Annotated in this window: 17 protein-coding genes and 2 tRNA genes; 8 read left to right on the forward strand and 11 right to left on the reverse strand. The window is 58.3% G+C overall.

Going from position 1 to position 23,103, the window contains the following annotated elements; all coding sequences use genetic code 11:
* Nucleotides 1–144 precede the first annotated feature (144 nt).
* Complete coding sequence (locus tag HMPREF2708_RS08390; protein ID WP_070833863.1) at nt 145–1,350, forward strand: sensor histidine kinase; 1,206 nt, start codon at nt 145–147, stop codon at nt 1,348–1,350.
* Between the two features lie 61 nt (nt 1,351–1,411).
* Nucleotides 1,412–2,095, forward strand: coding sequence for a LuxR C-terminal-related transcriptional regulator (locus tag HMPREF2708_RS08395; protein ID WP_083321901.1), 684 nt, complete (start codon nt 1,412–1,414; stop codon nt 2,093–2,095).
* 54 nt (nt 2,096–2,149) lie between these two features.
* On the opposite strand, the gene HMPREF2708_RS08400 is transcribed toward HMPREF2708_RS08395, so the two are convergent.
* Entirely contained in the window at nt 2,150–3,319 is a 1,170-nt protein-coding gene (locus HMPREF2708_RS08400) for a L,D-transpeptidase (protein WP_070833865.1), read from the reverse strand.
* Between the two features lie 662 nt (nt 3,320–3,981).
* On the opposite strand from HMPREF2708_RS08400, the gene HMPREF2708_RS08405 reads away from it, so the two are divergent.
* Nucleotides 3,982–4,054, forward strand: a tRNA-Lys gene (locus HMPREF2708_RS08405).
* A 162-nt stretch (nt 4,055–4,216) separates the two neighbouring features.
* On the opposite strand, the gene HMPREF2708_RS08410 is transcribed toward HMPREF2708_RS08405, so the two are convergent.
* Nucleotides 4,217–4,498 carry a DUF3618 domain-containing protein gene (locus HMPREF2708_RS08410; protein ID WP_038628049.1) on the reverse strand — a complete coding sequence of 94 codons (282 nt, stop codon included), beginning with the start codon at nt 4,496–4,498 and terminating at the stop codon, nt 4,217–4,219.
* 150 nt (nt 4,499–4,648) lie between these two features.
* Between HMPREF2708_RS08410 and bcp the strand changes: the two genes are divergently transcribed.
* From bcp to HMPREF2708_RS08425, 3 genes are all read left to right on the forward strand, one after another.
* The gene (gene bcp, locus HMPREF2708_RS08415; RefSeq protein ID WP_070833866.1) at nt 4,649–5,176 is read left to right on the forward strand and encodes a thioredoxin-dependent thiol peroxidase; all 528 of its coding nucleotides are present in this window, start codon (nt 4,649–4,651) and stop codon (nt 5,174–5,176) included.
* Nucleotides 5,177–5,251: 75 nt separating this feature from the next.
* Complete coding sequence (locus HMPREF2708_RS08420) at nt 5,252–5,911, forward strand: TetR/AcrR family transcriptional regulator (protein ID WP_070833867.1); 660 nt, start codon at nt 5,252–5,254, stop codon at nt 5,909–5,911.
* Nucleotides 5,912–6,072: 161 nt separating this feature from the next.
* Entirely contained in the window at nt 6,073–7,833 is a 1,761-nt protein-coding gene (locus tag HMPREF2708_RS08425; RefSeq protein WP_083321902.1) for a neocarzinostatin apoprotein domain-containing protein, read from the forward strand.
* A gap of 12 nt (nt 7,834–7,845) precedes the next feature.
* Here HMPREF2708_RS08425 and HMPREF2708_RS08430 read toward each other — a convergent pair whose 3' ends face one another.
* From HMPREF2708_RS08430 to HMPREF2708_RS08450, 5 genes are all read right to left on the reverse strand, one after another.
* Nucleotides 7,846–8,250 (reverse strand): holo-ACP synthase AcpS, encoded by a 405-nt coding sequence (locus HMPREF2708_RS08430; protein ID WP_070833869.1) that lies wholly within the window; start codon nt 8,248–8,250, stop codon nt 7,846–7,848.
* Entirely contained in the window at nt 8,247–17,351 is a 9,105-nt protein-coding gene (locus HMPREF2708_RS08435; protein ID WP_070833933.1) for a type I polyketide synthase, read from the reverse strand. The genes HMPREF2708_RS08430 and HMPREF2708_RS08435 overlap by 4 nt, the downstream gene beginning before the upstream one ends.
* Before the next feature lie 394 nt (nt 17,352–17,745).
* The gene (locus HMPREF2708_RS08440; protein ID WP_038628037.1) at nt 17,746–17,943 is read right to left on the reverse strand and encodes a hypothetical protein; all 198 of its coding nucleotides are present in this window, start codon (nt 17,941–17,943) and stop codon (nt 17,746–17,748) included.
* A gap of 182 nt (nt 17,944–18,125) precedes the next feature.
* Nucleotides 18,126–18,539, reverse strand: coding sequence for a hypothetical protein (locus HMPREF2708_RS08445; protein WP_070833870.1), 414 nt, complete (start codon nt 18,537–18,539; stop codon nt 18,126–18,128).
* 161 nt (nt 18,540–18,700) lie between these two features.
* Nucleotides 18,701–18,782: transfer RNA gene (locus HMPREF2708_RS08450), tRNA-Leu, on the reverse strand.
* Between the two features lie 203 nt (nt 18,783–18,985).
* Here HMPREF2708_RS08450 and HMPREF2708_RS08455 point away from each other — a divergent pair.
* Both HMPREF2708_RS08455 and HMPREF2708_RS08460 read left to right on the forward strand, forming a co-directional pair.
* Nucleotides 18,986–19,381, forward strand: coding sequence for a hypothetical protein (locus HMPREF2708_RS08455; protein ID WP_070833871.1), 396 nt, complete (start codon nt 18,986–18,988; stop codon nt 19,379–19,381).
* 33 nt (nt 19,382–19,414) lie between these two features.
* Entirely contained in the window at nt 19,415–19,768 is a 354-nt protein-coding gene (locus tag HMPREF2708_RS08460) for a DUF3817 domain-containing protein (RefSeq protein ID WP_070833872.1), read from the forward strand.
* A gap of 33 nt (nt 19,769–19,801) precedes the next feature.
* Here HMPREF2708_RS08460 and HMPREF2708_RS08465 read toward each other — a convergent pair whose 3' ends face one another.
* The 4 genes from HMPREF2708_RS08465 to murI all read right to left on the reverse strand — a co-directional run bounded on the left by HMPREF2708_RS08465 (nt 19,802) and on the right by murI (nt 23,052).
* Nucleotides 19,802–20,503 carry a non-canonical purine NTP pyrophosphatase gene (locus HMPREF2708_RS08465; RefSeq protein WP_070833873.1) on the reverse strand — a complete coding sequence of 234 codons (702 nt, stop codon included), beginning with the start codon at nt 20,501–20,503 and terminating at the stop codon, nt 19,802–19,804.
* Nucleotides 20,500–21,261 (reverse strand): ribonuclease PH, encoded by a 762-nt coding sequence (gene rph, locus HMPREF2708_RS08470; protein WP_070833874.1) that lies wholly within the window; start codon nt 21,259–21,261, stop codon nt 20,500–20,502. The genes HMPREF2708_RS08465 and rph overlap by 4 nt, the downstream gene beginning before the upstream one ends.
* A 68-nt stretch (nt 21,262–21,329) precedes the next feature.
* The gene (locus HMPREF2708_RS08475) at nt 21,330–22,112 is read right to left on the reverse strand and encodes an MBL fold metallo-hydrolase (protein ID WP_070833875.1); all 783 of its coding nucleotides are present in this window, start codon (nt 22,110–22,112) and stop codon (nt 21,330–21,332) included.
* 73 nt (nt 22,113–22,185) lie between these two features.
* Entirely contained in the window at nt 22,186–23,052 is an 867-nt protein-coding gene (murI, locus tag HMPREF2708_RS08480) for a glutamate racemase (RefSeq protein WP_371326298.1), read from the reverse strand.
* Between the last annotated feature and the right edge of the window lie 51 nt (nt 23,053–23,103).

Here is a 23,103-nt window from a genome sequence, read left to right on the forward strand (position 1 = left end):
GGTACATACTCATTATGGTCGTGGATTCAAAGGAGGATTTAATCGCCAGGGAGGTTGAACTTCGTCTCCAACTTTCGGTTGATGTTGACAATTCCGGCTTGTCAGCGGTGTTTTGGCAGGTGGAACTGTCCTAAGCTCGAGGGCGTGGATACTCCTGAGACCCTGAACCGCAGCTGGCAATTACTGCGGTTTGCCCTGGACGTTTTGGTGCTGGTGCTGCTGGCAGTATGCGTGGTTCCGGACCCGCAGTGGCGAATCATCACCTACGCCGCGTGCTTTCTAGCGGTGTACATCGCAGGTTCCATCGGGCCGATTGGTCAGGCTCGGCATGGCAACGTAGCCAACGAGGTCGCACTGGCTAAACCGCGTGGCCTACTGCTGGGCTGGTTGGTGATTCTGCTGCTGTGCTGGGCGGCGTTGGCGTTTGCGACGCTCGACGCCTCGTTCCTGGTTTTCCCACTGTTTTTCGTAATTCTGCAGGTCACTGGCGGCCTTACGGCTGTAATCATGGTGGCGGCGACAACGGCGACGGCAATTGGCGCCATCGCTATCCATACTCCGCTGACATTTGGTGGTGTCCTCGGCCCCATCCTGGGCGGGACGTTTGTACTCACGGTGGGGCTGGGGTTTCGGCTCCTGCAGAAGGAGACTATCGAAAAGACCAAGGCGTTGGAGGAGCTCTCAGCTGCCCGCGCCCACTCGGAAGCACTGTCCCGTCGTGCCGGTGAGCTGGACGAACGCGCACGCCTCGCAGCCGACATTCATGACACCGTGGCGCAGGGACTTTCCTCCATTCAGCTGCTGCTGCATTCGGTGGAGTCTCGCATGAAAAGTGCTCCCACTCAGCATGACCAGGCCTCGGTGGATTCGCTGCAGCTCGCTCGCAAGGTCGCGGCCGACAACCTCGCCGAGACTCGGCGCATTATCGCAGCACTTCAGCCGGCGCCCCTCGAAGGGGCTGACCTATCCGGCGCGTTGGAGAAAGTCTGCTCCTCCACGGTGCTGGGCGATGCTGTCAGCTTCTGCGTCGACGGCACACCCACGCGACTGCCGGCCACCGTCGAAGCCACAATCATCAGGGTGGCCCAGGCGAGCTTGGCGAACGTCGTCAAGCATGCACGCGCCACGCGCTGCCGCGTCACTCTGACCTATCAGCCCGATGAGGTTCTGCTCGACTGCGTCGACAACGGCATCGGCTTCGACCCCACCGCACCAACCAACGACGACAGCGTAGGTATCGCCAACGCGCGCCGACGCGTGGAAAAGCTCGGCGGCACCTTCACAATCGAGTCGGAACCTGGGCGCGGCTGCGGTGTCAGCGTCAGCATCCCGCACGAGCTCGCCTCTTAAAGCCCCGCGCCTGGTATGCAGGTAGCAAACGACCATTCACATCACCCGAGGAGATAGCCAGGTGACCAAGCCCATCGGAGTCCTCATCGCCGACGATCATCCCATCGTGCGCGCTGGTCTTCGCGCCGTCGTTGAATCGGCGCCGGATATCGTCGTGGTTGGCGAGGCTGCCAGCGGTGACGACGCGGTCGAGAAGGTGCGCGCATCGCTTGACGACGACTCTTGCGACCACATCGATCTGGTACTCATGGATCTTCGCTTTGGCGAGGCCCCTGGCACCGCTTCCCGCGCAGGCGGAGTTGATGCCACGGCAGCCATCCGCGCACTCGCCGGCCGCGGCGTGAAGGCTCCGGAGGTGTTGGTGGTGACCAACTATTCTTCGGACTCCGATGTCCTCGGCGCTGTCACCGCTGGCGCAGTTGGTTATCTGCTGAAGGATGCCGCTCCGGAAGAACTCATCGATGGCATCCGTCGCGCCGTTCGCGGCGAGACCGTGCTGAACACACAGGTGGCCGGGCGCTTGATGGGGCGGATGCGCAACCCCAACACAGCACTAACCCCGCGCGAACTCGAGGTGCTCGAGTTGGTCGCGCGGGGTATGTCGAATAGAAAAATTGCAGAGCAGCTGGTGCTCACTGAAGCGACTGTGAAATCGCATCTGGTGCATATTTTCACCAAGCTAGACGTCAACTCCCGCACCGCGGCTGTTGCTCGGGCACAGGAGCTGGGAATGTTGGGTGAATAGTAAGCGGTCTAACCCGTGTGACTTAAGTGATGGCCTCACTTAGAGGACAGGGGGTTACCAAGAGCTGGTCTCGTCGGCGTTGCCCTTCTTCCAAGTCTCCCACGGGATGTTCCAGTCACCTAGTCCGTCAACACCGGAGAGCGTCTCGCCAATCGTATTCTTCACAACCACGATGTCACCGCGCTTGGTGTTCTCCAGGAACCACTTAGCGTTGGCGTCAGTGACGTTGATGCAGCCGTGAGACTGGTTGACGCTGCCCTGTGCCCATGTTGACCACGGTGCACCGTGGACGTAGATACCGGAGTAAGACATCTGCGTTGCGTAGTTAACCGGCGTGACGTAGCCACCGTTTTCCAGAGACAGGCCGTAAGTACGGGAGTCCATCACCATAGTCTCGTTGCGCTCACCGATGATGTACTGGCCATTCGGAGTCGGGTGAACATTCGACCCCATAGAGATAGGCATGGAGTTTACGACTTCACCGTTCTTCTTAATGACCATGGTCTTCGTCGCATCATCAGCGATAGCGATGACTTCATCACCGATGGTGAAGCTGGTTTCGGCGGACTCCGCACCGTACATGTCGTCACCGAGATCCGTGCCGTAAATATCGGACTTCACGGTAACCTTGGTACCCGGCTTCCAGTACTCCTTTGGACGCCAGCGCACCTCGCTGTTATTCAGCCAGTAGAAAGCGCCTTCCACCTTAGGCTCGGTGGTCACCTTAATTGCTTCCTCAGCGGCCTTGCGGTCCGAAATACTCGCGCTGAACTTCACAGCAATAGTCTGACCGACACCCACGGTGGAACCATCCAGTGGGGACAGGTAGCCATTTACCTGAGAAGTCGGCTCAATGGTGGTGAAAGAAGTAGCCAGCTTTTCTGTGCCTGAGGTGGCGTTAATCTCATAGGTCTTTGAGTAGCCCAGGGGTTCTGCAGTGGTCCACTTGGTACCACTGGAGTCGAGCTTGCCCTTTACCTCTTTGCCCTCAGGGTTGGTCATTACAACCTTGTCCAGGCGATGTCCCTCTTCCACCTGAACCGAAATCGGGTCAACCACCGAAACATCGGTGGCATCGTCCTTCACACTGGCGACAAGACCAACGTCTGGCTTCTCCGCCTCTTGCTGCTCGGCATTATCTCCGCCGACGGTACAAGCAGCTAGCGAAATGGTGGCCGCAAATGTCACCACCGCCGTCGACAGGCGCTTAAAAGATTGCCGCATGATCGTGCTTCACTCCAACAGTGCTTTTATTAAGTAGTAAGTCCGGGGACACACTGTGACACACAGCGGAGTCCTGCTACAGCCCCTGGTGCGCCCTCGAAAAAGTTCAGACTACCTTGCAACGGCACTAGCCGCCGATAAAACGCCCGCCCTAACTGAAAAAGCCGTAATGACTGCCCAATCGCAGTTTTCAACTCTTCACAGGGCGCAGCACGCAAAGTAGCCCAACGGTTCCTACAGTTAACCCTCTGGAAAAATGCTGTGCAACCCCAAAAAACCGGGGCACTTCCACCGACCTGGGAAAACGGCGCACCCCCTAGGAGGCGTTACCGAAAAGTAACCAGTTCGCTATTCAAAAGTGCCACCGGCACGTTACCGGACGTTACTAAACACCGCCGAACGTCACCGAACGTAACTACGGCATCAATGCACGCTCCCGGCGTTGATGACCTTGATACAGCCCCACCCCACTTTGAGGATTTTCAAACTTTTTTTGAACTTTTTTCAAACGCTTGCGCAAAACCCTTCAAAAAACATGCAAAAACATCAATTCAAAAACAGCGCCTGACCAGCCGATTTTACAAACAATCAGAAACCTGGTTATATATCTTCTCGTTGCCGGCGAGGAGCTCACAAAGAGAGCGCCAAGCAGGAAACAATAAGCGCCATTAGCTCAACTGGCAGAGCAGCTGACTCTTAATCAGCGGGTTCGGGGTTCGAGTCCCTGATGGCGCACAATACAGGCCGGGAAGGTAGAAATACCCTCCCGGCCTTTTTGGTTGCGTAACAAGCGCAGCCCCCAACTTACGCCCCACGCCTGACTCCAATAGGGATTAGATACGCAAAAGCGCACGACCCCAGGTAACCACCCGAAGACCGTGCGCTAAATACTGAAAACTACTTGGCAGCAGTCTCAATCATCTCGCGAATGCGGTCGATTTCCTTGCTGCGATTGCGGTTACGACGAATGCCCATTGCGATGCCGCCAACAACGAGTGCGGCAACGACACCCAGTGCTGCCTGCACCTTAGGCTCATTCAGAGCATCGAAAACACGGGTCTTTGCGTCATCCGCAACGTTCTTCGGATTCGTTCGCACGGTTAGCTCATCCAGAGTACGGGCGAGCTGGTTACGGTTACGCTCAATATCGCGCTGGATATCTTCAATGCTGCGAGCCACGTAAACTCCCTAAAAAGTTGAATATCTAAAGTGATTGTTCGCCTAAAAGACTAACACTTCCACTACAGCAACGTGGGCGAGCACGGGGAAAAACTCAACGCATTGCTTCAGAGTCGCCACGCACCGCTCCAGAGTCGATACGATTAAGCCATGACTACTTCTTCCTCCAGCGACAAAGAATACGGCCAGAACAACATCCGACTGGAAGCTGGCGATCCTGCCCCAGCGTTTACTCTTCTCAACGACGCCGACGAGCAGGTTTCTCTGTCGGACTACGCGGGCAAGCCCGTGCTGATTTACTTCTACCCGCGGGCCAACACCCCAGGCTGCACCACTGAGGCATGCGACTTCCGCGATGAATCCGCAGCCCTGAACGATGCCGGCATTCCTGTCGTAGGTATTTCTCCGGACAAGCCGGCAAAACTCGCAAAGTTCCGTGAGGACCACGGCTTGAACTTCACCCTCCTGTCCGATCCGGACAAAGAAACTATGACCGCGTTCGGCGCTTTCGGCGAGAAGAAGAACTACGGCAAGGTTGTCCAGGGCGTCATCCGCTCGACTTTCCTGGTTAATGCCGAAGGAGAAATTGAAAAGGCCTGGTACAACGTTCGTGCCAAGGGGCACGTCCAGCGCGTGCTGCGTGATTTGGGCGTGGAATCACAGACTTCCGACAGCTAGCTGGCCGCAAGGCCTGCTCTGGCCCCGGCCCCAAACTCTCATCTCATATCATCCCGACTAGACGGTTTCGCAGTAGTGACTCAATCCCAGGACGCACCGAACATTCTTCGTCCCCGTCGCACTCCGGCTCAACAACGCAGCCGAGAGCGGTACGCACGCATGCTCAGCTCAGCACGCACAGTGCTCATCGAGCACGGGTTTGAGTCTTTCACTTTCGACGAAGTCGCTCGCATCGCAGATGTTCCAATCGGGACGCTCTACCAATTCTTCGCAAACAAGTATGTGATGATCTGCGAACTCGACCGTCAGGACACCGAGGCCGTCATCGAGGAAGTCTCACGCTTCGGCGAAACAGTCCCCACCCTGAAATGGCCGGAGTTTCTCTCGGAGTTCATCGATCACCTGGCAAAACTCTGGCGCGAGGACGTTTCTAGAAGAGCCGTATGGCTGGCTGTTCAATCAACGCCCGCCACCCGCGCGACTGCAGAAGATACGAAGTCACGCTTGGTCAACGAGATTTCAAAGGTGCTGCGCCCGCTGGTGCCGTCGGCAAGCGATGCGGAACTGAACTTCATCTCCGACCTCATGATTAACGCGACGTACGCCCTGCTGAATTATGCGGTGGACCATCCGGGAAGCGATGCTGAGCGGGAAGCTCATTACGAGCTGACGGTGCAGGAAATCAAACGCATGACTATCTCTTATCTCATGAGCGTCGCAGAGGCAGCAGACTAGAAAGCTTCCCTCCCCACCTCGGCAGGGGCATTTATTGCCCTTATCAACACACAGAGGGTAGGCTTGCCTTAGTTTACGCTTTACTCTGGTCAGCGCGGTGAGGTTCCCTGTGTTTTTCGCCGCGCCTGCGCCGGAACTCCCAAACAGAATCAGAGGTTCACATGTCCACGACGCAGGGCGCTTTCCGACGGAGCCTGCTTCCCCGCTCTATTGTTCTAGCTTCGGCAGTCGTAATGAGTACGGGATTCCTACCCGCAGTCCCCGCATCGGCACAGTCGCTGCCATCGATTGGACAGCTCGGCGGTTCGCTCCCCGGCATCGGTGACCTTCTCGGCGGTAGCACCAATCAGTCTGAGCGCCAGCTCTCCGTGACCCCTGCCACTGATCTTTCCGACGGCGCCACCGTGACCATCAAGGGAGTCGGCTACCCCGCTAACGCAAATATTTACCTGGCCCAGACAATCGAGAAGCCAAAGTCGGGCTACCCCTCGACCTATGGCGAAGCCGCCAAGGTCACGGTCGGCGCTGACGGAAGTTTTACCCAGGAGATGAAGGTCGCTACCAGCTTTGGCGATGTCGACTGCACCTCCACCCAGTGCTACGTAGCCTCCTTTACTGCGTTCCCTAATCTTTCTGACCGCAGCAATGACCAGTGGGTCCCCATCACTTTCAAGGCGGGTGCTACTTCCCAGGCTGCTCAATCGCAGGGGCCCACCGGCGCGGCACCGAGTGATGGCCAGAGCACTGGTTCAGGCTCACAGTCACAGTCGGGATCGCAGTCACCGTCGCAGTCACGAGGTAGCGCATCGGTGAGCCTGTCCAAGACCTCAGACTTGAACCCGAGCGGCGACACCATTCGAGTCGAAGGCAAGGGATTCAAGACCTCTGGACCGGGCATCTACGTCGGTATCGCACAAAATGACCAGATGGATGTGACCAACGCCGATTCCTTCGGCCCGGATACCAAGTTTGTATCTACCTCTCGCGGCAACTTGAAGTCCGACGGCAGCTTCAGCGTGGATCTTCCGGTCAGCGCGAAGTTTGGCACGGCAGACTGCATGCAGAACGCTTGCTCGGTCTACACCATTGCTGCTCACGGTTCTTCCGATCGCAGCCAGGACACGGCGACAGCAGTATCGTTTGCCGGCGGAGCTGCCAAGCAGGACGCTACCCTGCCGTCCGGCGGTGGCTCCTCACAGTCCGCAGGCAGCGCAAGCTCCAGCGCCAGTGGCAGCACGGGGTCTAGTGGGACGAGTAGCACCAGCGCTTCCAGCAGCTCCAGCAGCTCCAACGACAGCAGCTCCTCGACCGGAACCCCGGCGGTAAGCCTGTCTACCACGGAACTGAACCCATCGGGCAGCACCGCAATTACCGTCTCCGGCACCGGATTCAAAACCAGCGGCAACGGCATCTACGTCGCAGTGGCTGAGAAGAACAAGTTCTCCACCACCAACGCTGATGCTTTCTCCGCCGCGGAGTTTGTCCGCACCTCCCAGATGTCCTCCGACGGCAGCTTCTCTACCACGCTCAATGTCGAGGCTGTCACCTCGGCCGCCAACTGCGTCGAAAATGACTGCGCACTCTACACCTTTGCTGCACACGGTTCTTCCGACCGCAGCCAGGACACGGCCACGGATCTCAGCGTCGGTGGCTCCGCCAAGGAACGCGAAGAAGCTGTGAAGGCCGGTGCCTCCAAGACCGGAGAGTCCAAGGCCAGCGGCGCATCCAAGGCATCTGGCAAGGCTTCCGCAAAGTCCAACGCTTCCGGTAATGGGCTCGGCGAAGCTGATGTGCAGACTCAGCAGGCCGCGACCAATTCCCCGCTCCAAACAGCCGCAGTCGCCGGAACCGGCGCAATCCTGGGCGCGCTAATCTTCGGTGCCGGCATCCTGGTCGGTCGCCGTCAAAAGTCCGTCGATTAGCACTGCGCCGGACTAGTCCAAGCGTACGACGGCGATTGCGTAGTCGCCGTCGTGCGAGATGCTTAACGACGGCCCCAGCTGCCATTCCTGATCGTGGAAATGGCGGCTCACAGCTCCGTGGAGACTGATGCTCACGCGACCGTAGGCATCCGGTTGCACCTCTATTTCCCGCCAGTCCAGCTGATCTCGCGCAATCGGCGGTTGGCTGCCGAAGAGAGTCTGCGACCAGGCCTTGATGAAGGCTTCCTTCGCAGCCCAGCGGCCCGCTAAGTGACGCGCCAGCGCGCCGCGGAGCAGTCGGCGGCGCTTTGCTATCAGTAGCTCAGCCGGTGTGAAAACCGCCTGCGCGAACTGACTTCCTGGCATATTCAGCTGCTCTTCGAAGCTCGGAATATAGACGAGGTCTACGCCAATCATGGCTGGAGGACACCATCGATCAGACGGGCGCCATCGGAAAGCAGGACGGCCTTTTCCAATACAGCGGGTGAACCGAACCGACCACCGTCCGCCAGGTTTCGCTCGCGTGGACGCTCGTAGAGAGCTTCCCCACCGTAAATGGCCTCATCAATGCGACGCAGACCAGCCGCTTCGCGGTTGTGCGCCGCGCTACGCCAACGCTCCGCAGCCTCAGCGCCATCGTGCTGCATTATCGCTTGATAGAAAGCTTCCGGATGGACGACTGCCACCAGTGCCGAGACATGTCCGAACCCGAGCGAGGTAACAAAGCCAGCCTTCAGCGGCAACGTATTGCCGAAATTGACTGCCTTCGTCGGCCATACCAGACGCGAATGCTCAGCCAATGCGGGATCGACGCAGTCCAGCGATCGATTACCTGGCACAATGCCGCTGCGCAATACTTGAGTCAGACCAATGATCTGGAACGCTGCAGCTCCCCCCTTGGCGTGTCCGGTCAGGGATTTCTGAGAGACCACCAGCAGCGGGTTCGAGCGCTCGCGACCGAGTTCATCTGCAATGCGTTCATGCAGTTCAGACTCATTGGGGTCATTGGCATTGGTCGAGGTATCGTGCTTGGACAACACCGCGACCTGATCCGCAGTGACATCGAGTGATGCAAGTGCGCGAGCCAACCGAGACTTCTCGCCGCCCTGAGCTGCCGCTAGTGCACCCAAACCCGGCGCCGGGATGGATGTGTGCGCGCCGTCGGCGAAGGACTGGGCGTATGCCACGACACCGAGCACGGGGAGTCCCATGTCACGAGCGATGTCTCCGCGAGCCAACAGCACCGTTCCGCCACCTTGCGACTCCACGAAGCCTCCGCGTCGACGATCGTTCGGCCTGGAGAAGTACGCATGGTCGATACCCTTATCTTCCATGGTGGCGGAGTCAGCTGTGGCGGCCATGTCGCCGAAACCTGTAATCCCCTCTGTGGATAGGTCATCGAAGCCACCTGCGACAACGAAATCTGCCTTACCCAGGGCTATCTTGTCGACGCCCTCCTCCACCGACACCGCTGCCGTCGCACAGGCTGCGACAGGGTGAATCATCTGTCCGTAGCCACCGACATAAGACTGCATCACGTGGGCGGCAATAACATTTGGCAATGCCTCCTGCAGGACGTCATTGGCTCGCGGTTGCCCCAGTAGGCCGTCGATGTAGAGACTGCGCAGCGACTCCATCGCACCAATACCTGTGCCCTGTGTCGACGACACTCGCGCCGGGTTGACCGCTTCCAGCAGTTGTGCTGGGCTGAAGCCCGATGACAGGAACGCATCAACAGTACAGACAATGTTCCACAAGCTCACGCGGTCCAGATTGTCCATCATGTCCGCCGGAATACCGTAGCGTGTCGGGTCAAAGCCCTGCGGAATCTGACCGCCAACATAGCGGCTCATCGCCATTCGGCGCGGAACCTGAACCGGCGTGCCAGCGGCTCGTGTCACAAGCCACTGCCCTGTCTCAGCATCGAAGCTCGCAGTGGTGTTGTCAGGGTTGGAACTGACAAAAGTCTCCGCTGCCGCGCGATCGCGCACCGCAAAGCTCAACGCACGATCCAGGTAGACCGTGGTCAGCTCAGTCATCGTATTATCAACCAAATCGCCATCATCGGCGTAACGACGCACACCAACTCGCGCCAACACTTCATCGCGGTAGCGCGAAGCAATGTCGCTTTCTGCTAACGGTTGCCCATCGGCATCGCGCCAGCCACCCTCATAGGAAATCAGCCCCATTGACCAGGCTAATTCCACAATTCCAGCTGCAGAAATATCATCGACTTCGGCCTCAAAGCGCGTCCGGGAAGAACCGTACGGTCCAAGCTCACCGGCGCCCACGATGACCACCATGTCCTCCGGAGCCGCTGCGATGTCACCAAAGGTCGGTGTTGTCTGCGAAATCGGTCGACGCGGGCTTGGCAGGCCGCTTAAGACACGGCTTGACGACGGCTCCTGCGAGCGCGCCCCACTAGCGACCTCGGAGTTTTGAGCTGATAGGCCAGCCGCCTGTGCAGCCTCCTGCGCCAATTGCGCAATGTTGAGGTCAACGTCACCCAATCCGCCGGTGAGATCGGCCTGAATCGGGCGGGTTTGAGCATTCTTCCGAGTCTCCGAGCTCGCGAGCTCAATCAGTTCAGCTGCCATTTCTTCGGTGGAGAAGGTGCGAACTCCCTTTGCTTCCACTGCAGCAACCAACGGATCGTTTCCACCCATCAGGTTGGTTCCTCGGACCCAACCAATCTGTGCATGAGCCAGAGTGGTGCGGGTACGCCAAGCGTCCTCCACATTCCAGCGCGCCACCACTGCGTCGAGAGCGGCCTTGGCTTCACCATAGGCACCATCGCCGCCGAAGCGACCACGGTTCGGTGAACCCGGCAGCACCACATGCAAACGATGCTGCAGATTATTGTCCCCACCAAGTGCTGACATCCCTGCGATGAGTCGTTCCACCGACCACAGAAGCAGACGCATTTGGGTCTCGGACGCAGGACCGGCGTCGGCAAGCGAGCCCGAAACCGTAGGCGCCGCGAACGGGAATAGTAGCGTCGGTGACAGTGCGGGCTTGGTCACGACCACTTCCGCACCAATTGTTGTAGTCTGTTCGGTTCCAATCCAGTCAATAAGGGAATCCAGGTCCTGGAAGCTGGACAAGTTCGCCGGTACCACCCACAGCTTCGCCTCGCCCTGCGCATTCACGCGATAGAGCTGCTTGTAGAAGCTCAGGCGTTCGCGTCCAAGGCGTGAAGTGGTAACAACAACGGTTGCCCCCTGAGACAGCAGCTGTGCAGTTACGGCGGAACCAATCGAATTTGGCGATGCGCCGGTAACAACTGCAATGTCGGAGCTCATCGGCAGTTCGTCCACATTCGTGATGACCTCATCCGCCAACTGGCGGTAGATACTCGCCAACTGTGTCCGTCCTGCCTCGTCTGCCTTGGCAGCCCACCACTGTGCCTGCTCAACTGCGGTTTCATGGATACTGCCCGGCGCGGTGCCAGCCGCATCCTCATCAGTGGCTGCCCATAGTCGCGCGAGGTCATCGCGGGAGGTGGCCCAGCGGTCGTCGAGAAGCACTGCCTTGGTGGGCGTAAACGTCGGGGTGACCAGCTTCGGCCAGTCCGCGCCGAGTTCAGCGGTGACAAGATTTACCAGGTTGCTGTCGGCGTCTTCGGCATCGAAGTCAATGGCATCGGTAATCTCGTGGCCGAGTTGCTCCAGAATCGTGCGTGCCGCGGTAGCAAGAATGCCTCGCTGACCTGTCAGTTTATCTGCAAACTCAGTGAGTGCAGCCGAGTCGACCACCCCAGCACCACTGTCACTTGCCGACGGCTTAGCGACAGCTACACCTCGCTGCGTGGCGACCTCAAGGATCGCTTCATCGATCAGCTGGTTGAGTTCAGCAGTATTGGTTGGGGCGGCCGGTGCCAGATGCGCAAGATCGCCGCCGCGCAGGGATGCGCCCTCACGAGTACCAAGCATAATCTCAGCACTGACTGCGGTTGCCCACCCCTTGCCAAGCTGCCATTCACCCAGCACATAATCATCGATGTAATTCGCACCTGCACCAGCAGGACCGGTAATCCGGCGAATACCGTCGGCAATGGCTTCGGAGAGAATCGGACCGAATGCCGAATACCCACTGGCCAAGCTATCAATCTTGTCCTTTAGATCCGCCAGTTCCGCATCTGCTGCCCCCTCGATTGAACCGAGCTCAAATTCCACTCCGAGATCGAGCAGCAGTTGATTGCGTCGAGATGAGACTCCATCGACCAGAGTCTCGATGGAGTCAGCGGCACCGAGCTGGTCGGGGCGCACCTTCGTCCATTGGCAAATAAGAACTTCCAGCGCTTCTGCCGGGCTGACGGAAATATCAGCAACTTCGGCAGCCGGAGTGGCAGCACTCGTGATCGTGGTGGCCTGTTCGGTCGCCGCGGATTGTTCGGTGGATACTGCCTGCTCTGCTGCTCCCACTGCGGCCGCTACTCCCGCTGCTCCCGCTGCTCCAGATAGAGCCTGCGCCGAGTCCTGCTCTGTTGTCACCTCCGACTCGGACTCAGGCTTTTCCGGCTGAATTTGGTCGCGCATAAACACTGCATCAGCATCACGTTCGAGATTGAACACTCGAATGTCCCGGCTTCGGTGACGGGGCAACTGGCAGGTACGGGCAGCCAGGTTTGCCAGTGTGGGCGCTGTACCTACACCGACTTCAATAATGCGGCTGACACCGAGAGCCTCAAGCAGCAGATCCTGCGTTTCAATCCACCTCACCGGTGAGCAGAATTGCCAGGCCAGCAGCTCGACCAGCAACATGCGGGCCAGGCGCGCCGGGTTTTCAGCGGCAGAGTCGAAATCGGCAAGGATGTTTTCCAGAATGTCTGAGTCGACGACTGCAGCCATCTGGCGGACGAACTTCTCAGTCAGCTCAAAAGAGGTCGCGGTGAGATTCGGGATATAGCGTCCCACCAGGCGTTCTGGAGAAATTTCCGCTGGTAGCAGCCGCTCCAGGTGTTTGCGGAAGGAATCCACACCGTCGCGTAGGACACTGGAGTGGAATGGCACATCAATACCTGGGATACGCACGAATCCCTTGCCGTCCGAGCTACGGCGCTCGCACTGTTCAGCCAGTGCCGCTAGCCCCGCGACGGTGCCAGCGACGGCGTACTGCTTGCCTGCCAGGTTGAGATTTACGACTTCGAGGAACTCACCGGTTTCCTGCGACAGCCGATTAACAAACTCGATGACCTCGTCCTCGCCTACGCCAATCTTGTCCGGACGCAGGGCGCACAAACCATAGTTGGACCTCCCCTGCTCATCACGTTCGACCAGTTCATGCATGGTCAAACCGCGGCGGTAGACAACCTCCAACACGGCGTCTGCGTCAAGCGCACCAGCGAAAGCCGCCAGCGCGTTGTACTCACCGACAGAGTGCCCCGCAAAGTGAGCTGTTTCATCCAGCAGCCCTGCTTCACGAAGCTCCGCAACCTGTGCCAGCCCCAACGTCGCCATCGCAACCTGGGTGAACTGAGTCAGATTCAGAACACCTTCTGGGTGGAAATAGCGCACACCATCCACGACCACCTCTACCGGGTTGTCCCGGACAATAGCCAGTACGGAAAAGCCAAGCTTCTCTCGGGTCATCGCATCAGCCTGGTCCCACACGCGGCGGGCCGCTACGCTGCGAGTCCGAGCAGACAGCCCCATCCCCTGTGATTGAATCCCCTGACCAGGGAAGACATATGCGGTCGTCGGTGCGGCAATTACAGCAGTGGCGGTCAAAACCAGCTCGCCATCTACTGTGGCCGTGACTTCGCGGACTTCACCGGCGCCTGGGCGGTCATCAAAACCACGGCGTTCGACAGAGAATTTCACTTCTTGTCCAGGCAGAACCGGGCTCAGCATAGTCGCAGTGAACTCAATCACCCGATTGCCAATGCCGGCATCTGACGTGGCAACAGCCGCATGCTCGGCCATCGCCGACAGCCACATTCCATGGACAATAACCCCCGGTAGACCAGCTAACGCTGCTGCACGGGAATCGACGTGGATAGGATTGCGATCGCCCGTGACACAGCTAAATGGCTCCATCGCCTTAGGCGCTTCCACGGTCAACGCACCGCGGAAACTCCGTGGCGTATCCGTGACCGTTGGAAATGGCACAGTATTGGTCTGCGCTGTCTCGCCGCCGTTTCGGCCACGAATGGCAAAGCGCTCGCTCAAGGTGGCGAGCAATGCATCGCCATCACGAACCTCCGCGCGCACCACGACTAGTCGCCCTAAGTCCGTATCAACGACCTCGTCGACACGCGCACTAATCCGCAACGTTGTGGTTTCCTGCGGCAGAGCCCCAATCATACGAATGTGATGCTCAAGGTGAACAAGCGCGAGCATGCCCTCAACAACATCAATGCCGGTCTCAGTACGTGCCTGCGCGACTGCCGCAAAAATCGCCGGCCAAGCATGTCCAACCAACGCGTCCGGCACCGTCGCCTGTGACTCATCGCCGGCAGCTGCAATAGTGACCGCATCGTAGTCAGCCATCGCCATCGGATCCCACACGGATTCCCACTCCGCGACCCCATCGACGATGTTTGCAAGCTCACCGCCAGCTGCGATTCGCGTCAGCTCCCGCATCGCGGCTGTCGCATCCGCATGCTTAACGACGGGCACTGCGCCCACCGCTGCACTCTGGCACAGGCGAATTCGCAGTTTCGTATTCTCCCCCGCAGCATCGGGCAGCGGAACCGTCAGCTGTGCCCAGACGAGGTCCTCCCCGCCCTCATCATTGCTCCCATCAGCGCCAATGGTCTCCAACATGGCACCAGTACCTGGGTGTTCCAGGCGTTGCGAACGAGAGACATCACTTGTGTCAGATACACATACCCACTCATGTTCCGCGCCAAGTGCCAGCGCCGGGTTCGGCTGCTGTCGGCCAGCCCACCAAATCACAGGTGCTGCGAGCATCCGGCTGAGGGCGTCAACAGGTACCTCTGGCAGGTAGCCGGTATCCATCAATGCCTGTGCGGTAGCTTTTTCAAACCGGCCCAGAATCTCCGCTACTGGCTCATTCGCGCGGGTAATGCCCGAAACAGCCTGCGGCCCTGGGATGATGCAGACTTGATCCGCATCGTAGCGAGAGTCATGCGCCTGCCATAGGGAGTCCGATCGCCACCAGCGACGAACCTCAGCATCGATGACCGGAACGAAGGGCACAGGTTTGCCGGGTGTGCGGCAGAGCTCAGAGATAAAGAACGTGACATCGGCTGGGTGGAGCTGGGTATCCAGGTCCAACAGGCCGGATAGTCGCGAGATCTCGGTCTGCGGCTGGGTGCGCAAGCTGTCGCCGTCGGCAAGCGCGGCAAACGTGCCCGCATCGACGGCATTCAATCGTGCCTCTACGCGGTCGACGAGTGCGACAAAGCGCGTCGACCACGTCGGATCGAGGAACGTCCCTTCGGGCGCACACAATTCGAGATAGCGATTCAACACCTCGGCATACGTCATGGTGCTGATGTCTCCGAAGTACGGCTTCGCGGTGGCGTTAATTGCCTCGATAATTTCTGAGCGCCGTTCGGTCACCTTAGTGAGATCACCTGCGACTTCGTCAAGCAATCTGCCAGCGCGCGCTGCGGCGTTATCAATTTCGTGGATATCAGCACCCAACTGGCTACGCCCCGACGCCATGCCATCCATGGCGCTACCGGCGGGAATCCAGTTGTCAGTGCCGACGGTGTCGACCAGCATTTGTTTCACGGACTCAGAGGCGGTCGACTCCTTTGCCGCCATCGCAGCTGTGCCAATGATGACAGCATCTACCGGCATCGGCGCCAACCCGTAACGTGTCGACCACGTACCCATCAGATAATCACGGGCCTGTTCTGGCTTGCCGATGCCACCGCCAACAGCAAGCACCACATCTCGCCTGCGAATCTTTGCGTAGGTGTTAATTAGCAGGTCATCGAGGTCTTCCCAAGAGTGATGGCCACCAGCACGCCCACCTTCAACCTGCATGATGATTGGATACGGCGTGGCCTGCTGCGCCAAGGTATCTGCAATTTCAAGCACCGAATCGATTTGTGCGATTGTGCCCGGCTTGAAGGAAATATGCGGAATTCCGCCCTCACGCAGCTGCTTTACTAGCTCAACTGCCTCGTCCACCTCGGGGATTCCCGCAGAGATGGTTACGCCATCAATCGGTCGACCGGCTGCCACCGCACGCGGGAGCAAACGCCGGCTTCCAATATGCAAACCCCACAGGTACGGATCCAAAAACATGGTGTTGAACTGTGCACTGCGGCCCTCCTCGAGCAGTTCGGAGAGTCGCGCCACATTAGCCTCGAAGATTTCCGGCGTGACTTGGCCGCCACCGGCCAGCTCCGCCCAGAACCCCGCATTCGCAGCAGCCGCCACGATCTCAGGGTCAACGGTTGTCGGGGTCATACCGCCGAGCAGAATTGGCGAGCGCCCGGTCAACTTGGTGAACTTCGTCTCGACACGGGGCTTATCCCCAGTGACCAGACGCGGTGCAAACTCCAGCCACGATGTCGGATGCTCAATGTCGCTCTCAGACAGGACACTCCTCCCCGCAGCTGTTGCCGCAGCAATCACCGCTACGCCATAGCCTTCAGAGTTACGTTCTGTCAGCTTGACGACGCCTGTGTTCGGCCCCAGATCCAAGATGGTGGTTGCCCCTTGGTCGATGAGCCCCCGTACCTCGGCGCTCCAGTCACTGGAGTCAACCAAGATTGCACGCGCAAGCCGGTCCGCCGTTTCCGCATCTAGCCCAATGCGCTCAGCTCGCTCCACTACCCATGCCACAGCAGGTACCAGCGCTGGGTGATGGAATGCGCCGCTAACTGGCAAAACTGTACATTCGACTTCCCTCCCCTTCAGCTGGTGCGCTGCGAGCTGCTCTGCCAGCTGGTCTAGTTCATCTTGCTTGCCGATAACTACGCTAGTGGTCTGCGTATTCTTCAGACCGATGACGCAACCCTGTGGGAGCAGAGGTTCCAACTCCTCGACCGTCAGGCCAGAGATGCTCATCATCGGCGCGCGCCCAAATCCAGCTACTCGGCTTCCGCGTGCACACGCGACACCGATGAGGCGAGCAAGTGCAACAAGCTCTGCTGCCTTCTCTGGGCGAGCGACAATCTCAGCGGCAAGAACACCTTGCGAATGACCGGTTACCGCTACCGCTTCGGTGATATTAATTCCCTGCTTTGCCAGCAGCTCGACGATGCCCAACTGTGCCAAGACGATGCCTGGGACGCTGACCGCTGGGTTGGTTGTATCTCCGGTAAAAGGCTCGTCTGTCACGAGTGAGATTGCCCAGCCAAAGGGGTCAAAACCTGCGGGAAGCTGGCCGATGAGATCGTCGTCAAGCGGTGCGAGCAGTTCCTCAGCGCGAGTGAAAACTTCCCGTAGTTTCTTTGAGTTGCCACTGGCCATGACGCTGGAGAGAGTGTCCAGCCATGGTTGCGATTGACCGGCAAAAGTGACTGCAAAGGTACCCAGGTCTGGAGCAGTTACGACATTGGTCTGCAAAGTGGCGAGTTTTTCGTATTTCACGTGGCTGAGGTCCTTGTCTTGTGGAGTACGAAATGAAAACATCTTTTGTTTCCAAATCCTTGCCAGGACACTATGCCATAAATCATGAGGAATCCATCATGTTTTTCTCGCGCAGTTTTGCGCTGCCATCAACGCGAAGATAATTTGCAGCCCCAAAACGAGAGGCCTGACACGGCTGCAAGATCAGCGAGCACAACGCGTCAAAAGTGAAAGAACTTCGCAGGTAGGAAACAGTGTTCCCCTGCTGGGAAACTGCTTGCGCTTCATCCCCGTGGCAGCATCGGCGACGGAAAATGAAGCCACGGTAACTGCGTCGATTTACACCTAATCGGTGATGAACATCACACTCAGAATGAGCGTCAATGCGCGACTAGAACGCTCAGTTTTTCGCCAATTAATCGCCTAGCGCATCCAAAATTGCGGACTCCGCTTCTTCTAAGCGCCGCTCTGACTCTTCAAGGTCCTGCTGCGACCTACCGTCGCGCTCGACTTTGCCGTCGAAGATTGCGCAGGGATCATCGTTGACCACAGTGTCGTCGGGAACTATGCCACGACGCGCCATGTACTCATCCAGATGCATCGAGATGCTCATGCTGCCTCCCTGCTTCCACCTTACGATTCAAGATACGATTCGATCAGCGTCATTGTATCGACAGGTTCGATTGCCCTACGCAGTGGAATGAGCGAACAGAGGTTTCCCAGAATGGTACTCACACGCGCTGTGCGACTGCCCTGTCTTGTGTTCCCGCCAAAAGAGGCGGGACTGTCGCAGATCTACAACTGGTCTGGCGGCCAGGGCTTTCCATCGGGGAAATACCGGTCAAACTTCCAGCCCAGGCGGAAGGGGAGGACGTATTTTTGGGGGCTGTTGTTTGTTTCCCACATCGACTTCGGTTTAGTTGCCTCCTCAGCTTCTTCTCGGTCGGTGTATACCCCATAGCAGATGGGGTCCCAGAAACTGCTATCGGTGATTTCGAGAGTGGGAGTGCCGGTAAAGACTCCATATAGGAGTTGATCGCGGCTTTCGACCTCGACCTCGAAATCTTCCCAGGTACCAATCATGTCGCCAGGCTGTCCACGCCACCAGTTGTCAATCGCGAGGGCAGTTTCTTCGGATTCGACAAAGCCGCCGAGAGGTTCAGTGTTATCCGGGTAGCGGGGATAAATGACACAGACGACAATTTTCATAGTTATGCTTCTACACCCTGCATGGGAGATTGGCGACCTTGGAGTAGCTTCGGGCGGGAAATGGGTCAGATTCTGGACACGCGGCGTAATGAGGGCGAAAAATCTGGTGGGAAGAAAATAAAAATACCCCGTGACCTGCATAGTCACGAGGTATATATATGTGCGCCTGGGGAGACTTGAACTCCCACGCCCTAAGGCACTGGAACCTAAATCCAGCGCGTCTGCCAATTCCGCCACAGGCGCCCGTCGCAAATCCGTGAAAGTTCCGTACAGCCCCCGTAGGCATGGACTACTTATTAGCCGCCTAAAGGCGCAACGAACCTTCACAGCTCATTTGGACTGTACACACTTTAACGGGTTTGCCACAGAATTCCTAATGTCCCATCCCCTACCTTATCCAGCAAGCGCGCTAGCTTGGCAGGTCACAGACTAGCTATGGTGGTTATGTGTCCACTTCACAGCATTCCGATACCACTGACAAGCCTGCAAAGATTCCCACTCGTACACGCGTGGTTCAACTGATCTTCTTGGCTCTTGCAGTCGGCGCCACTCTTGCACTCGCCTACTGGCAGCTCAGCAGGTGGAACACAACCAGCTCATTCCAAAACCTGGGATACGCACTGCAGTGGCCTGCTTTCGGTCTGTTCTTTATTTGGGCCTACCGCAAGTACATGGAGTACGAACGCGAGCGCCTGAGCGGCAATAGCGAGGCCGCTTTTGAGACTAAAGACGATGTCATGACGGAAATTCCAGACGAATTCCTGCCGACCAACCCAGATGGCTCGCGAAAGGTGCAGCGTGTGGATGAGACACGATCGACGGACTCTGGCACCAACGCCTAGGCGATAACTGCTTATTCGAGAAAAGGACTTTTAGTGACCAATATCAATCCAGATCGTCAAGAGCGCGTAAGGAAGGCACTGACGTACTTCTCCGTCACTGCCTACTTCACGGGTGTGATGCTGCTCTTGCTGTGTGCCGAGATGATTTACAAGTACCTCATCCTCGACAACTCCGCCGACGCGCCACGGTGGTTCTTCTACACCGCCCAGATTCACGGCTTCGGCTACATGGCATTCCTGATTGCCACCGTAAACCTGGGCACCAAGGCCCGCTGGGAACCATCAAAGTGGATTATTACCGCGCTCGGCGGTGTCGTCCCGTTCCTCTCCTTCTTTGTCGAGAAGAAGCGCCGTGAGGAAGTCGAGACCGCTTTCCAGCTGAAGTAGCGGGCTCCCCCCCCTCGAGGGCTCGCCCGTGGGCTATCCCTCAGACTCTGCCTCAGCCAGGATTTTCAGCGCCGGAGTCAAGGCACGCAGTGCACGCCCCCTGTGGCTAAAAGCGTCCTTGTCTTCGGCGCTCATTTGTGCCGCAGACAAAGTGCCCTCCGCATCATTGCCCTCACCAACTGCGGGCGCGAACACCGGATCATAGCCGAACCCATTGTCCCCAACAGGCTCGCGCAGAATGGAGCCAGGCCAGCGGCCCTCTACAACCAGCAGCAGGTTACCGGCTTCATCGAGGACGGCTGGGAAACCGCCGTCGGCAAGCGCGGACGGCACCTCCTTGACACCAGGGACGACCAACGCGCAGGCGGTACGGAAGGACGCAGTGCGACGCTCATCTGGACAGTCACCCATTTGAGCGAGCAGCAGCTCGTAGTTAGCGACGTCGTCGCCATGAGTGCCGGACCATCGCGCCGAGAGCACACCCGGCATGCCGTTTAGCTCATCGACGCTGAGCCCCGAATCGTCTGCCAAGCACGCGTAGCCGGTGTTTGTCGCGCCATCAAAAGCCTTGATATAGGCGTTGTCTGCAAAAGTGCGACCGGTTTCAGGGCGCTCTGGGTACTCCGGGACATCGCTAAGCGAAAGAAGCTCCACAGAGTCAATACCCGCCGCACGCAGAATGCGGTCGAGCTCGACTAGTTTTTTAGAATTTCGGGTAGCGACGAGGAGCTTCACGGCAGCTCACCCGGGTACGGCGCGCGCAGCACTTCCTGCTGCAGGGCGATGAGTTCATGCAGACCCTTTTCCGCAGAGTCGAGCATGTCATTCAGCTGACCTCGGTCGAAGGTGCCTTCCTCGCCAGTGCCCTGGATTTCGACGAACTTGCCCTCTGCGGTCATCACCACGTTGAGGTCCACCTCAGCGCGCGAGTCCTCCTCGTAAGGCAGGTCCAGGCAGACGCGGCCGTCAATAATGCCGACCGAAACAGCTGCGACTGGCGCCTTCAGCGGAGTGCCCGGAACTGCACCCGCTGCATGCAGGTATGTCAAGGCATCAGCCAGCGCGACGTACGCACCGGTGATGGAGGCGGTGCGGGTACCACCATCCGCCTGCAGAACATCACAGTCGATGTTGATGGTGTTCTCACCGAGCTCCTTCAAGTCGATAGCAGCCCGAAGAGAGCGACCGATTAGACGGGAAATCTCGTGGGTACGACCCTTGACCTTGCCGCGCATCGACTCGCGGGGCATGCGCTCGTGGGTAGAGGCCGGCAGCATGGAGTACTCAGCAGTCAGCCAGCCCTCGCCGGAGTCACGCTTGAATCGCGGCACCGACTGCTCAACGGAAGCGGTGCACATCACACGCGTATTGCCGAAAGTAACCAGCACAGAACCTGCCGGATTGTCGGTGAAGCCACGAGTGATGGTCACCTTGCGCATTTCATCAACCGCGCGTCCATCGGCACGGCGAAAATCGGAATTAGCTGTAGTCATGCCAACTACCCTACCGCCCGGCGCGAATGCGGTGCGACAGCTGTACGGAAACCCGATAATCGCTGAGACTAGCCGCCTAGCTCCATGCCCAGGTAGGCCAATTCAACGTCACCGGCAAAGGTACTCTTCGCAGCACGCAGTGCTTCCTCACCGTCGGCGTATGGCGGAATGTGAGTCAGCACCAGCTTCTTGACCCCCGCCAGTGTCGCTGCCTTTCCGGCCTCATAGCCCGTCAGGTGCATGTCCGGCGGTGTGCCCTCTTCGTTGCTGCACCATGTGGCTTCACAGATGAAGATATCCGCATTCCGCGCCAGCTCCACCAGTTCATCGGTCCACGCAGTATCTCCGGTGTACGCAATGGTCAGACCATCTGCTTCAATGCGATATCCAACAGCTGGCACCGGGTGGATCATGCTATACGGCGTGACGACGGCGCCTCCGCCCGCTTCGCCTCCACCGACAAACAGAGGCTCACCGGGGTTACTCACAACCTGGTCAAAAGTGTCTTCCAAGTTGGCATCTTCTTCACTTCCCAGTGCTTTGCACATGGTGCCTATCCGGTCGTGAATGTCTCCGGGGCCAACCAGGAGATTCCGGGAACTCGCCGGGGCTGTCGGGTGGAAGCGACGCCAGACGAGCAGCCCTGGAATGTCTGCAGTGTGGTCTGGGTGCACATGAGTTAGTAACAAATCACAGGCTGCAGGATCAGAGATCTTCTGCAATTCGGCGAGGACACCGGGACCCAAATCAATGACAAAGGTTCGACCGTTATCCAGCTCAATGAGGTAGCCAGATGCTGGCGCCGATGGGCCACCCATGCTGCCTGTACATCCCAGAACCTTCAATCGCATACTTCAAGCTTGCCATGTAATTGATCAAAAACGAGCAAAAAACCAATGGAGTGTCTGGATTTAATAAGAAAGGTCACATTTGGGAATGCATAGTGACCTGGCTAATACCGGGTCCGAGGAAGCGCTTTGCCAGTGATGCAAAAACTTGCGGATCTCCAGTGGATTCAAATGTGCGCACAGGGGTCGGATTACTCTCCGGGTCAGCGAGCATGTCGGTCTTTGTGAGGATGCGCAGAACGTCCTTCGACGTCTCCTCCGCCGAGGACACTAGGGCGACGTCCTCCCCCATGGCCAGCTGAATCACACCAGACAGCAGCGGATAGTGGGTGCAGCCCAGCACGAGGGTGTCCACACCATCGGCCTGCAACGGCGCGAGGTAGCCCTCTGCAAGTCCCAGAATCTGGCGACCAGAGGTAATTCCTCGCTCGACAAAGTCCACGAATCGCGGGCAATCGACCGCGGAGACATCCACGCCGGGCACTGCATCAAAGAGATCTTGGTAGGCACGGGAGCGAATCGTGGCGGCGGTACCGATTACGCCGACTTTTCCGTTCCTGGTGGTCGAGACCGCACGGCGCACGGCGGGCAGAATGACCTCGACTACTGGGACTGGGTAGCGCTCGCGGGCATCACGCAAAAATGCGGCCGAAGCAGTGTTGCAGGCAATGACTATCATCTTGCAGCCGCGTGCAACCAGTTCATCGGCAATCGCTTCAGCGTGCTGACGAACCTCGGCGATGCGCAGTGGGCCGTAAGGGCCGTTGGCAGTATCGCCGATGTACATAATCGACTCGTGCGGCAGCTGATCCATGATGGCACGCGCCACTGTCAGCCCACCGACACCGGAGTCGAAGATGCCAATCGGCGCTGTTCGGTCGGGGAAGCCGCTATCCTGCGCCGTCAGCTGATTGACTGCCTGAGTTCCTGCTTCTACTCCCACCGCTATCTGGACTCCTCATATCGTTGGTCAAACACCGAAGCTCCTATTCTA

Source organism: Corynebacterium sp. HMSC073H12 (assembly GCF_001837775.1).
GTDB lineage: Bacteria > Actinomycetota > Actinomycetes > Mycobacteriales > Mycobacteriaceae > Corynebacterium > Corynebacterium amycolatum.